Here is a 13,056-nt window from a genome sequence, read left to right on the forward strand (position 1 = left end):
GCCCTTTTCTGTGTCTCGACAACCAGAAAGTATCCGGTTCACGCTGGATTTGCCGGGCATGCGCTGCGGCATAGTGAATCATTCCCGGGACAGCCCTGCCGCTTGCGGGAGAGGGTTGGGGAGAGGGTATCTCCACAACGAGACTCCCTGTGTGGAGAGAGCCCTCACCCGCGCCTTCGGCGCGACCTCTCCCGCAAGCGGGAGAGGTTACAGAACCCGATCGGCAGCAGTTCGCGCTAGGCAAGATTGCTCTGCGCGAAAGCTTGCCCGTCATCCTCAAGCAGCACGACGGCCGACAGTGCCGTCAGCTCGCCACATCGACGGCCAAGCTCACATCGCCTCGGTCGCATCCGCGCCCCGGAGCACATCCGGCACGTGCCGCCCCTCGTCCGCAAACATGCGGCGATAGAGCACGACAGAGACGAGCCAGGCGACCGCAAACAGCGCGATCACGGCGAAGCCGAAATTCGCAAGCGACTCGTTGAGGCCGTCGACCAGCGCCCATAGTCCTCCCGACAGACCGAGTCGGTCGCCGATCAGCGCGAGCGCCTCGATGCCGCCGATGAACAGCGCGACCGCGACAGAGGCGCCGGTGATGGTGAGGTTGTACCAGAGCTTGCGCAGGGGATCGACGAAACCCCAGCGATAGGCGCTGACCATCAGCGCCGAATCTACGGTGTCGACCAGCGCCATGCCGGCAGCGAACAGGGCGGGAAAGATCAATACCTGTGCGAGCGAAGCGTCGCGCGCGACTTCTGTGGCGGAAATACTGAGCAGGCCGATCTCGGTCGCGGTGTCGAAGCCGAGCCCGAACAGCAGTCCAAGCGGATACATGTGCCGGGACTTTGTTACCAAGCGGAACATCGGCCCGAGCAATCGCGCCAGCAATCCGCGATTGGCAAGCAGTGCGTCGAGGCCTTCGGCGTCGTGAACGCCCCGCTCGCGCGCCGCGCGAAACGTCCGCCACAGGCCGGCGAAGATGGCGAGGTTGATGGCTGCGATGATGAGCAGGAACAGCGCCGATGCCGAGGTGCCGATCAGGCCGCCAATCTCCCTGAGCAGGCTGTCGCCGCCAAAGCTCACCACGCCCAGCGCCAGCAGCATGGTTGCCACCACGACGACGGTGGAATGGCCGAGCGCGAAATAGAGGCCCACGGATCTCGGCGCGCCGCCCGCATGCATCAGCTTGCGCACGACGTTGTCGATGGCGGCGATGTGGTCGGCGTCGACTGCATGGCGCAATCCGAACACCCAGGCAAGCAGCGCGGTCGCCATCACTGCGGGCCGGTCGGAAAACAGCGCGAAGGCACAGGCCCAAGCGGCAACGTTGGCGGCGAGCAGCCCACCGAACAGCAGCACCGTTCCGGGCTCGACCGCCCGCCAAGACCACGTCGTCACGCACCCATTCCCGTCGACCGCACCCTAGCATGACCTTTCCATAGAATGATCACACTGGCTAGCCCCGGTTGCCGCGCTGATTGCTTATGCGGATTTGCAGGAGATCGTCATGCCCGGGCTTGTCCGGGCATCCACATTGTTCGTGCCGGGAGTTAAAGGCGTGGATGGCCGGGTCAGCCCGGCCATGACCTGGGGACGTCAGCACGCTACATCACGCGGCCTCGGCCCCGCCGAGATAGGCATCGCGCACGCGGGGGTCGTCCTTCAACGTACGCGCGGAGCCGGACAGCACGATCTTTCCGGTCTGGAGCACATAGGCTTCGTGCGCGATCTCGAGCGCGAGGCTGGCGTTCTGCTCGACCATGAAGACCGACACGCCCTCCTGGTTGATGGTCCTGATCAGCTCCAGCACGCGATCGACATATAGCGGCGACAAGCCCATGGTCGGCTCGTCCATCACGATCATGCGCGGCCGGATCATTAGCGCGCGCGCCATGGCGACCATCTGCTGCTCGCCGCCGGACAGGGAGCCCGCACGCTGCGACAGTCGCTGGCCGAGTTTTGGAAACAGCGCGAGCATCCGCTCGAGATCCTGCGCGACGGCATCGCGGTCGTTGCGCACGAAGGCGCCCATCAGGATGTTTTCGCGGACGCTCATGTCCGCGAAAAGCCGCCGCGCCTCCGGCACCGATGCGATGCCGCGGCGGATGATCTGCGGCGTGGTGAGGCCCAGCAATGAGGCGCCGTCGAAGCTCACATCGCCCGAGCGCGGCTTCACCAAGCCGAGAATGATCTTCATGGTCGTCGACTTGCCGCTGGCGTTGCCGCCGAGCAAGCAGACGATGTGGCCGCGGGCGACCTTGATCGACAGGTCGAAATGGACCTGGGCCTGGCCGTAGAAGGTGTTGACGCCGGACAGTGTCAGGAGCGGATCGGATGAGAATGCGTTGGTCGTCATGCCGCGCTCTCCTGCTGATCCGCAGTGCCCGACAGGCCATGGCCGAGATAGGCCTCGATCACCTTGGGATCGGTACGCACCTGTTCGCCGGCGCCTTCCGCGATCTTCTTGCCCTCGTCCATGACGATGACGCGGTCGGAGAGGCGCATCACCATTTCGAGCTTGTGCTCGATCAGGAGGATGGTCAGGCCTTCGGCTTTCAGCTCGGCGACGAGGGCCTGCATCTCGGCGGTTTCGGTCGGGTTCATGCCGGCGGTGGGCTCATCGAGCAGCAACAGGCGCGGCTTCAGCGCGAGCGCCCGCGCGATCTCGACGCGGCGGCGGTTGGCGTAGGACAGGCTGTAGGCCGGCTGATCGATCCGCGGCAGCAGCCGTTCACCGAAGCGCGAGAGAATGACTTTTACCTCTTCCCGCAGCTGCTCCTCTTCGGCCTTGACACTCGCGGGCCGCAGCAGCGCCAGTCCCAGTTCCAGCAGCGGCCCGATCAGCGGCACGGCCGGCTTCACGGCACGCAGCCGCGTGTGCGCACCGATCAGGACATTGTCCATGACGCTGAGATTGCCGAAGACGCGGCCGAGCTGAAACGTGCGGGCGATGCCTTCGGCCGCCAGCGTTTCCGGCGACAGCCCGGTGACATCCTGCCCTTCGAAGCTGACATTGCCGGCATCGGGCCTGTCGAGCCCGGTTACGAGATTGAACAGCGTCGTCTTGCCGGCACCATTCGGGCCGATGATGCTGACCAGTTCGCCCTTGGCGAGGTCGAGATCGATGGCGTCGACGGCGGTGAGGCCGCCGAAACGGCGCGTCAGCCCGCGGACAGACAGAAGCGGAGCAGCGTGCGCAATCGCCATCAGATCGTCCCCAACAGGCCCTGCGGCCTGAATCGCACCAGCAGCAGCAGCACGATGCCGTAGATCAGGATGCGGTACTCGGCCGCGATCCGGAATACTTCCGGCAGGCCGACCAGCGCGACCGATCCGACGACGGCGCCGACGACGTTGCCGAGCCCCCCGAGGATCACGACAGTCAGCGCCAGGATGGATTGCTGCGTGTTGAAGGTCTCGTGGTTGATGTAGGAATACAGATGCGCGGCGATGCCACCGCTGATGCCGGCCGCGAACCCGCCGAAGATGAAGGCCAACGACTTGTAGCGGTTCAGGCTGAGGCCATAGGCGCGCGCGGCGATGTCGTCGTCGCGGATGGCGCGAAAGCTGCGACCGAGATGCGAGCCGAGCAATCGCGCCTGGAGCAATGCCAGCACCACCATCACCACGAAGCTGAACCAGTAGATCGATGTGGGGCTGATCAGCTCATAGCCGAACAGCGACAAGGGCGGGATGCCGGAAACACCGATGGGGCCGCGGGTGACGCCCTCCCAGTTCAGGATCACCAGCGACACGATCTCGCCGATGGCGAGCGTCGCGATCGAAACGTAGTGCCCGCGCAGGCGGAACGACGGCGAGATCAGTGCGGTGCCGAGCGCCGCGCTCATCAGCCCACCGCCGATGATCGCGAAACCGACCGGAACGGAGAATGTCAGCGACAGCAGTGCGGATGTATAGGCGCCGATCGCAAGCAGGGCCGCGTGTCCGAGCGAGACCTGGCCGATCGTTCCCGCAACCAGCGTGAGGCTGAGCGCGAGCATGCCGAGCAGCCAGGCGTTGATCAGGGTCTGGAGCACGTACAAGGACACCGGAAGCAGCGGCAGGATCGCGAAGACGCCGAGCACAACCAGCAAGGCCCAGCGAGGAATGTGGACAGGACGGCTCGGCGCGATGAAGGTGCCCGTGAGCGGCTCGGGCGGGGCTTGCCGCGCACTCGCAAACAGGCCGTTCGGACGAAGCACGAGCACCACGACCAGCAGCAGGAAGGCAAACAGATTGCGGTAGCTGGTGCCGAACACGGCAACGCCGTAGCTCTCGACCAATCCCAGCAGCAGGCTGCCGATCACGGCGCCGGGCACGTTGCCGGCGCCGCCGACCACTTCCGCGACGACGCCCTTGAGGGTCGCCTGAAGGCTCATCGCGGTGTCGATCTGGTTGTAGTACATGCCGACCAGCAAGCCGGAGACGCCGCCCAGCGCGGCGGCGATGCCGAACACGGCCTGATTGACGCGGTTGACGTCGACGCCCATCTGCATCGCGGCGTCACGATCCTGCGCGGTGGCGCGCACGGCCCAGCCGAGCTTCGTGTAGCGCAGGAACACGAACAGCAGCAGCGCGCTGGTGAGGCCGACGCCGGCGATCAACAGGTCGAGCGGTCCGATCGTGCCGCCGCCAATCTGGAAGCGGACGTCAGGCAACTGGCTCGGCAGCGCGCGTGGATTGGGCGAGAAGGTCAGCATCACCAGTTGGTCGAGCACGAAGCTGATGCCGATCGTCGCGAGCAGCGGCGCGATGCGCACCGAGTTCTGGAGCGGACGCAGGCCGAACCGCTCGATGATCAGCCCGACCAGCGCCGCGGCCACCGCGACCACGATGATGGTGAGCGGCAGCGGCGTATGCAGCTGCACCACCGCGACCCAGCCGATATAGGCCCCGACGAGATAGATCGAGCCCTGGGCGAAATTGATCAGCCGGCTGACGCCGAAGATCAGCGCGAGCCCGACGGCAACGAGGGCGTACACATTACCGACGATCAGCCCGTTGATCGTGTAGTCGAGCCAGGAAGACAAGCGACATTCCTAGTGAGAGAAGTGCGGCCGGGGATGCGCCCCCGGCCATCATGTCAGGTCGGCTTGCCGTCCCAAAGCGCAAACTGGCCCTTGCGCACGACGAGTTCGGCATTCATGGCGCCCTTGACGCGGCGGCTCTCCACGTCGAACGTCGCCTTCCCGAAGATGACGCTGGAGACATCCTTGACCTTGGTGAAGGCATCGCGGATGGCGCGGCGATCAGTGCCGCCGATCTTGACGATGGCGGCCGCCATGTTCATGGCGTCATAGGAATAGGCGTTGAACGCGTCGGGCTCCTGCCCGTTGTATTTCTTCTTGAAGCCGGCGATGAATTTCTGCACCTCGGGCCGCGGATCTTCCGGGAAATAGCGCGTGCCGAGATGGACCTCCTCGACGGCATCGCCGCCGAGCTCCAAAAACTTCGGCGAATAGACCGAGCTTGCGGCGCAGATCGTCTGCTTCAGTCCGACCTGGCGCGCCTGGCGCGCGATCAGCGCCCCGTCGGAATAATAGGAGATCAGGATCAGCCCATCCGGATTGGCGTCGCGGACACGCACCAGTGTGGAGCGAAAATCGCGCTCCTCGGCGATGTAGCCTTCGGTGACCGCGACCTCGGCGCCGTATTCCTTGGCCGCCTTGACGAAATAGTCTCGGCTGGTGCGGCCCCAGTCGGTATTGAGATGCAGCACCGCGAGTTTCTTGAGGCCGAGACGGCGCACGGCATATTGCGCCAGCAGCGGTTGCTCGTCGGCCTGGCTGACGGAGGTGCTCCACATGAAGTCGCCACCTTTGGTGAAGTCGGGATGCGAATTGGTGAAGCCGAACTGCACGAGGCCGCCCCGCTGATAGATCGGAGACGCGGCCATCGACGCCGTGCTGGAGAAGTCGCCGAGCTCCATGACGATCCGGGGATCAGAGACGAATTTCTGGGCAATCGCCACCGACTGGCGCGGGTCGCTCTGGCTGTCCTCGAAGCTGTAGGCAAGCTTGCGCCCGTTGATGCCGCCTGCGGCGAGGATCTCGTCGAGCGCGAGATCGAAGCCCTGCTTCCATTGCGTGCCATATTGTGCGTTCGGTCCGGTCAGGGGACCGCTGACGCCGAGCAGGATCGGCTCGGAGGTATCAGCGAAGGCACCGCGCGACATGGCCGCGCCCGCCATCATGGCGGCGAGGGATCCCTTGACCAGGGTACGACGGTCGATGTTGCTCATGCACGGCTCCATCCGCTCCAACGTTGAAAATAAATGGCAATTTCCATGCCAGTGAAAGGGCCTATTTGGTCGGCTCGCCGAGCGACAGCATCAGCCTGTTCGCCCAGTTGAAGAACGACGCGCCGTTGATGACGTCGACAATCTCCGCATCCTCGAGGCCGGCGCGGCGCAGTTCATCGATATTGTCGGGACCGAACGCGATCGGCGTCGCGGCCAGCGCAACCGAGGCCTTGACGACGGCATTCCAGCGCTCGCCGAGATCGGCCTTGATGCCTTCGTCGAGCAGGCGCTGCACGTCATCGCGGCGCTTGGAATAGGTGCTGGCAAACCGCGCATGCACGGAGGCGCAATAGATGCAGCCGTTGTAGCGCGAGGTCGCAGCCGCCGCGAGTTCGCGCTCGGCGCGCGGCAGGCCGTCGGCGGTGTTGTAGAAGATGTCCTTGTCGGTCTTGGTGCGGGCTTCCAGCACCTCCGGATCGCGCACCAGCAAGCGGAAATATTCCGACTTGGCACGGGATCGATCGACGAGGCCAGCGAAATGCCGCCCGGTCAGCTCGGCCTCGGGCAGCGGGTCGATCCAGGACACCCAGCCGAGTTCGTCCTGGGTGAAAACGACGGGCGGATTGACGGTGCTCGCAGCGCTCATGGTGCTATCCCCTTACGCGTTCGCCGCGGCACTGGCCGGACGCCCGAGCGAGGCGCCGAGCGTGCGCAGGCCGGCGACGACGCGCAGCTGAAACGACAGGAACGCGACCAGCTGGGACAAGGTGACGATGCCGGTGTCGGACCAGCCGGCAGCAAGCAGCACCTTCATATCGGCGGATGCCGCATCGCGCGGCCGGAACACCAGCAGATGGGCATGCTCGAGCGCAGCAACGAGCCGGGCGCCGAGGACCGGCTTGCGATCCGCGCTCACGCGGTAGATCAGTCCGGCCTTGTTTTCGATCGACAGCGGGCCGGCCGGAAAGCCGCCATATGGACCCGACGTGTTGCCCCGCGCGATCTCGGCCTCGATCGCCTCGACCAGAGCCGCCCCATCCGCGTTCGCGGCGAGCTTCGCCCGGTAGAAGGCGGACAGGGGAGACTCGCCATGCAGGCCGGCGACGAAGGCCGCGACCGCCGCACGTTCTGCAAGCGACACCTCGCCGGCGTCGAGCGGCTCGAACAGAGAGAGATAGCTCTTCTGCGCGTTATCACGCGCCTGCAGGCGCCGCGCGCGGATGGCGTCGAGAGCCGATCCCGGTTCGATCCCGGCGAGTGTGTCAATGATATCCGTCGTGCTCATCATTCAGCCTCGTGCAACGCGATCATGTTCATTTCGATTAGACAGCCAGCGCCACATCGGGCGCCATCCGGGTCCAGCCCAGCGCCGGCGCGACCTTGTCGGCGACCAGCTCGATCGAGCGCAGGATATGGGGATGCGGGGCATCGACCGAATGCACCTGGAAGACGAGATCGGTCACCCGCTCCAGCGTGGCGTCGGTGCGGAGCGAGGCGATGACGTCGTCGGCTGCGCCGACATGGGTGTCGAACGCCGCGATCATCTCCTCCAGCGTCTCGCCAGGCGCGGCGTGACCGCCCTTGAGAAACTGCGGGAGTGCGCGCCGCAGCCCGATATCGGCAAGGCGCATCGCCTCGCGGCGATCGTCGGCGACGAAGACGCTACGCGAGGCCATGATGCGGGGCTCGCAGCTGGGCGGCAGCGCTTCGAGATAGGCATCGATCACGGGGTTCTGGATTTCGGCAAGCGTGGCGCGCGGCGCCTCCTTGGCCCTCGGCTGGGTCCGCGACAGCAACAGGCCATCGCCTGCCTTGCCGGCACGCGCGCCGCCGGCCACCGAGAACGTCGCCTGCCAGATCCGGTCGCACAATTGCGGCCGCACCGGATAGAGCGTATCGCCGCCGGCGAGCGGCTTGCCGGCCAGCGCGGTGCGGACCACGTCCAGATTGCGGGCAAAGATCTCGTTGCGCTGGGCGCTGTCGAGGCCGAAGGCGGCGAATGCCGACGGATTGCCGCCGGTGCCGACGCCGAGCTCGAACCGGCCATTGCAGAGCAGATCGAGCACCGCGGCGTCCTCAGCCACCCGCACCGCGCTCTCCAGCGGCAGCGTGACGATGCCGGTGCCGAGGCGGATGCGCGAAGTCTGCGCCGCGACATAGCCGAGGAAGGTGAACGGCGAGGGCAATCCACCCTCGCGCTCGTGAAAATGGTGCTGCGCGATCCACGCCGAATCGAGGCCCGCCTTTTCCGCGCACACGATCTGCTCGGCGGCGACGCGATAGCGCTCGGCCGGCGGCGCCTCGTCGAGCAGGCGCGTGAAGAATCCCAGTCGTTTCAGGTTTGCAAAGCGTTTCATACGATCCCTGTTCGGGCGATCAATTGCCACGACCCCGATGATGTCGGTTGCCGCAGCCCGAGACAAGCGGGCATTGCGCAACGCTGCCAATTGGCCGGGATCGCCTCTCCGCCTGAGTTTTGCTAGGCAGTATGCCTACCAACTCGGCAGCACCGCGCCCTTGAACTTGGTCAGGACGAACTCCTTGACCTCCGGCGTGTGGTAGGCGTCGACGAGGGTCTTGACCCAGGGCTTGTCCTTGTCGGCGGCGCGGACGGCAATCAGGTTGACGTAAGGCCCCTTCGGGTCCTCGCGCAGGATCGGGTCCTTGACCGGATCGAGGCCCGCCTGGGTTGCATAATTGGTGTTGATCGCCGCTGCATCGACATCGTCGAGCGCGCGCGGCGCCTGTGCGGCATCGACCTCGACGAATTTCAGCTTCTTGGGATTTTCGGTGATGTCCAGCACCGTCGGCTTGAAGCCAACCCCGTCCTTCAATTTGATCGCGCCCTTGTCACGCAGCAGCAACAGCACGCGCCCGCCATTGGTCGGATCGTTCGGGATCGAGACCTTGCCGCCGTCGGGGATATCGGCGAAGGCCTTGTGCTTTTTCGAATAGACCCCGATCGGGAAATTCACGGTCAGGCCGACGGCTTCGATCTTGTAGCCGCGGTCGGCCTTCTGGTTGTCGAGATAAGGCTGGTTCTGGAACGAATTGGCCTGGATGTCGCCGGCATCGAGGGCGGCGTTGGGCACGACATAGTCGGAGAACTCGATCAGCTGGATGTCGAGGCCCTGCTTGGCGGCAATCGGCTTCACGGCCTCGAAGATCTGCGCATGCGGACCCGGCGTCACGCCGATCTTGATGGTCTCGGCAGTGGCTGCGGCCGACCACGCGGCGAGTAGGGTCGCGATGATCAGGGCGGGAAGAAACGACATCTTTGGTCTCCATGGAACCAGCAATAGCTCGTTCCGTCTTCCTCCGAAGGGCACGCGAAATCAATGAAATGGAAATTCAAATTTCTCCGTGCGAGGAGATGCCGCTTCTCTCCTCAGCACGAATGGGGAAATGAACGCTTGCCGCTGCGTGCGGGCGACGGCGCTTTGGTCGCACCCGGGCGGCGACGAGCCGACCGCCTGAACAGACTTCATTCGCGCGCGCAGCAGTCCACCAGCAGGTGCCAGATGCGCTCAGCTTGGTCGCGCTTGTGGATATCGAGCAGGCGCTCCTCGGTCGACTGCGCAGACGACGTCTCTGGAGAGGTCTCGCGCGGCACGATCCACTGCTCGGAGATCGGGTCGTACCATTTTCCAATCTTGATGTCGGTCACGGCAGTCAACTCACGTGCTCGAGCGCAGTCGGGAGCGGAGCTCATTTGCGCTGTCCAGTTAACGTCTCCTTCAAGACGCCAACCAGATCTACGCACAAACGTTCCCGCATCGAGAGCACGGTTCTGACCTGCGCGCTCAGCCCGGTTTCGCCGGATGCAGCGTGCGCGGATGGCGGCTGTGCAGCAGCCGCGCGAGCTCTTCGCGCTCGGAGCTGCGCTCCTTCATCGCGGTCTCGAACAACGCCTCCTGGATGTCGCGAGGCATGTCGCCCCACACGTCCATCGCCGCCCGCCCGAGCAGCCTGGCGAAATGATCGTCTGCGTCGCTCATCCGATTCTCCCTGATACCCACACGATTCTCCCTGATACCCACACGGGAACCGCCGTGATGCTACGGCGTTCCACTGCCATGATTGTGAAAAAAGGAGTCTTTCGTGAGATCGTGCAGCCGGGCCGTCGCCCTTCGAGGCCCGTCCTGCGTTGCAGGACGCGCACCCTAGGGTGACGGTGAGGGAGTGGTGCGCCGCTCTCACCACATCGTCATTGCGAGCCAACGGGTCCGCGCAAAGCGCGGCCCGATGACAGGCTCCGCGAAGCAATCCAGACTGTCGCCGCGGAAAGACTCTGGATTGCTTCGCTGCGCTCGCAATGACGGAGCAAGATGAACCGTCGTCGTCTTCTAACTCGCATTTAAGCTTCAGACACGCCTTCATAACCTCGCGGCGCGTTTTGCCCGAACTTTGCTTGGTCGCCTCACCCTCTCAAAGCCAAGAAGGCGCAGGGAAGGCCGGGTGCCGGCTGGCACCCGCGGTCCGCTGTGCGAAAAGCACACGCAGAAAAACCGCTCAGTGCCAAATGCGGACCGAGCGGTCCCGGATTGCGCTGCGCTCCATCCGGGCTACCGGGAATTTCATCTTTGACTCCGGGCCGACATCCTGAGTTAGAGTGCATGTAACCGCGACTTGTCGCGAGGTGGAGGGCATCCGATGAACGAGCACGAAATTCGCAAGGCAATCGCGAAGGTGAAGCAAGGCACGCTGTCGCGGCGCGCGTTCATCCGGAAAGCGGCTGCGGTCGGGATCGCAGCGCCGATCGCCAGCCAGATCCTGGTCTGGAACGACGTGGCGATGGCGAATGCCACGCTGGACTACAAGCCGACTAAGGCCGGCGGCGGCGGCCCGCTCAAGATCCTCCTCTGGCAGGCCCCGACCCTGCTCAATCCGCATTTCGCGATCGGCACCAAGGACCAGATCGCCTCGCGCATCTTCTTCGAGCCGCTCGCCGGCTGGGACAGGGACGGCAACCTCTTCCCGTTCCTCGCTGCCGAGGTTCCGACCAAGGCGAACGGCGGCCTTTCGCCGGACGGCATGAGCGTGACCTGGAAGCTGAAGCAAGGCGTGACATGGCATGATGGCAAGCCCTTCACCGCCGACGATGTCGTCTTCACTTGGGCATATGCTGCGGATCTGGCGACCGCGGCTTACACCACGGGATCCTACCAGAATATCAAGTGCGAGAAGATCGATGACCACACCGTCAAGGTGATCTTCAAGGCCCCGACGCCGTTCTGGGCCGATCCCTTTGTCGGCTCGGTCGGACAGATCCTGCCAAAGCATCTTTTTGGCGACTATGTCGGCGCAAAATCGCGCGAGGCACCGGGCAATCTGAAGCCGGTCGGCACCGGTCCCTACAGATTTGTCGAGTTCAAGCCGGGCGACCTGATCAAGGCCGAGCGCAACCCCGACTATCACGTCAAGAACCAGCCGCATTTCGACACGCTCGAGGTCAAGGGCGGCGGCGATGCGGTGTCCGCGGCGCGCGCCGTGCTGCAGACCGGCGAATACGACTATGCCTGGAACATGCAGGTGGAGGAGGAGGTCCTCAAGCGCATGGAGGCCGCCGGCAAGGGCAAGCTTGACGTCACGCCCTCCGGCAACGTCGAGTTCATCATCCTCAACACCACGGACCCCTGGACCGAGGTCGACGGCGAGCGCTCCAGCGTCAAGACCAAGCACCCGACGCTGTCCGATCCCGCCGTGCGACGGGCGCTCAACTTCTTGATCGACCGCGATGCGATCCAGAAATTCATCTACGGGCGCGGCGGCGTCGCGACGGCGAGCTTCGTCAACGCGCCCAAGCAATTCAAGTCGAGCAAGCTGAAATACGAGTTCGACATCGACAAGGCGAACAAGATTCTGGACGATGCCGGCTGGACCAAGGGCGCCGACGGCATCCGCGAGAAGGACGGCAAGAAGCTCAAATACGTGTTCCAGACCTCGACCAACGCGCCGCGCCAGAAGACGCAGGCCATCATCAAGCAGGCCTGCCAGAAGGCCGGCATCGACATCGAAATCAAAGCGGTCACCGCGTCGGTGTTCTTCTCGTCGGACGCCGGAAACCCCGACACCTACTCGAAATTCTATGCGGACATGGAGATGTACAACACGACGCAGCCGCAGCCCGACCCGGAGCGCTTCCTGAACCAGTGCGTGTCCTGGGAGATCGCCAACAAGGACAACAAGTGGCTCGGCCGCAACGTCTCGCGCTATTCCGATCCGGAGGCCGACAAGGCCTACAAGGCCGCGCAGAACGAGCTCGACCCGGTCAAGCGCGCCGCGCTGCTGATCAAGGTCGACGAGACCTTCTGCGAAGCCAACGTGTTCCTGCCGCTGCTCTCGCGCAACGTCGTCAACGCCGGCGTCAATAGCCTGATGGTCGATATGTCGGGGTGGGATGTGACGACGTGGAATTTGGGGAGTTGGTATCGGGGGTGAGAGGATAAAACATCGGCGCCAACGCTGTCGTCATTGCGAGGGAAGCGGTCGCGGTAGGGACGCTCATTGCTGAGCGCCCCCCGCACAGATCCGTACGTGCGGCTTTCCCGCATACGGCTCCCACCTCGGGTGAGTGACGGCGAAGCGTGCTCGCGGCCAAGGATGACGGATGTTGGGCCTGGGGAGGCAGTCACAGGCGAGGCGAGTGATCGTCTCCCACCTCATGCCATCGGTCTGGCTGCGGCGCCGGAGCGTGCGTCTCCAGAGTTCGATGACGAAGAAGCGGAAGGCGCTGAGCGCCCGACTGTTGGTCGGCACCGCATGGTCGTTGAAGTAGCCGGTGACGACCTGCCGCAGCCATTTACCCTGTTCGA

Annotated in this window: 12 protein-coding genes and 1 pseudogene; 1 reads left to right on the top strand and 12 read right to left on the bottom strand. The window is 64.5% G+C overall.

Going from position 1 to position 13,056, the window contains the following annotated elements; translation table 11 throughout:
- Window positions 1–330 precede the first annotated feature (330 nt).
- From IVA82_RS00070 to IVA82_RS00120, 11 genes are all read right to left on the bottom strand, one after another.
- Window positions 331–1,398, bottom strand: coding sequence for a HoxN/HupN/NixA family nickel/cobalt transporter (locus IVA82_RS00070; RefSeq protein WP_247383140.1), 1,068 nt, complete (start codon window positions 1,396–1,398; stop codon window positions 331–333).
- Between the two features lie 211 nt (window positions 1,399–1,609).
- Window positions 1,610–2,356 carry an ABC transporter ATP-binding protein gene (locus IVA82_RS00075; RefSeq protein WP_247383141.1) on the bottom strand — a complete coding sequence of 249 codons (747 nt, stop codon included), beginning with the start codon at window positions 2,354–2,356 and terminating at the stop codon, window positions 1,610–1,612.
- Window positions 2,353–3,207 (bottom strand): ABC transporter ATP-binding protein, encoded by an 855-nt coding sequence (locus IVA82_RS00080; protein ID WP_247383142.1) that lies wholly within the window; start codon window positions 3,205–3,207, stop codon window positions 2,353–2,355. Before IVA82_RS00080 ends, IVA82_RS00075 begins: the two co-directional genes overlap by 4 nt.
- Window positions 3,207–5,030, bottom strand: coding sequence for an ABC transporter permease (locus IVA82_RS00085; RefSeq protein WP_247383143.1), 1,824 nt, complete (start codon window positions 5,028–5,030; stop codon window positions 3,207–3,209). Before IVA82_RS00085 ends, IVA82_RS00080 begins: the two co-directional genes overlap by 1 nt.
- 53 nt (window positions 5,031–5,083) lie before the next feature.
- Entirely contained in the window at window positions 5,084–6,241 is a 1,158-nt protein-coding gene (locus IVA82_RS00090; protein ID WP_247383145.1) for an ABC transporter substrate-binding protein, read from the bottom strand.
- A gap of 61 nt (window positions 6,242–6,302) precedes the next feature.
- Entirely contained in the window at window positions 6,303–6,887 is a 585-nt protein-coding gene (locus tag IVA82_RS00095; protein ID WP_247383147.1) for an alkylhydroperoxidase domain protein, read from the bottom strand.
- A gap of 12 nt (window positions 6,888–6,899) precedes the next feature.
- Window positions 6,900–7,526, bottom strand: coding sequence for a CMD domain protein (locus IVA82_RS00100; RefSeq protein ID WP_247383149.1), 627 nt, complete (start codon window positions 7,524–7,526; stop codon window positions 6,900–6,902).
- A 37-nt stretch (window positions 7,527–7,563) separates the two neighbouring features.
- Entirely contained in the window at window positions 7,564–8,598 is a 1,035-nt protein-coding gene (locus tag IVA82_RS00105; protein WP_247383151.1) for a putative FMN-dependent luciferase-like monooxygenase, read from the bottom strand.
- A 135-nt stretch (window positions 8,599–8,733) separates the two neighbouring features.
- Window positions 8,734–9,516: a MetQ/NlpA family ABC transporter substrate-binding protein gene (locus tag IVA82_RS00110; protein ID WP_247383152.1), complete on the bottom strand. Its 783-nt coding sequence runs from the start codon at window positions 9,514–9,516 to the stop codon at window positions 8,734–8,736.
- A gap of 209 nt (window positions 9,517–9,725) precedes the next feature.
- On the bottom strand, window positions 9,726–9,908 hold the full coding sequence (locus tag IVA82_RS00115; RefSeq protein ID WP_247383154.1) for a hypothetical protein: 183 nt from the start codon (window positions 9,906–9,908) through the stop codon (window positions 9,726–9,728).
- A gap of 136 nt (window positions 9,909–10,044) precedes the next feature.
- On the bottom strand, window positions 10,045–10,239 hold the full coding sequence (locus IVA82_RS00120; protein ID WP_148738855.1) for a hypothetical protein: 195 nt from the start codon (window positions 10,237–10,239) through the stop codon (window positions 10,045–10,047).
- Window positions 10,240–10,894: 655 nt separating this feature from the next.
- Here IVA82_RS00120 and IVA82_RS00125 point away from each other — a divergent pair.
- Window positions 10,895–12,682, top strand: coding sequence for a peptide ABC transporter substrate-binding protein (locus tag IVA82_RS00125; RefSeq protein ID WP_247493118.1), 1,788 nt, complete (start codon window positions 10,895–10,897; stop codon window positions 12,680–12,682).
- A gap of 63 nt (window positions 12,683–12,745) precedes the next feature.
- On the opposite strand, the pseudogene IVA82_RS00130 reads toward IVA82_RS00125, so the two are convergent.
- Window positions 12,746–13,056 (bottom strand): annotated as a pseudogene (locus IVA82_RS00130) (hypothetical protein); the annotation flags it as partial.

The organism is Bradyrhizobium sp. 142 (genome assembly GCF_023074015.1).
Taxonomy (GTDB): domain Bacteria; phylum Pseudomonadota; class Alphaproteobacteria; order Rhizobiales; family Xanthobacteraceae; genus Bradyrhizobium.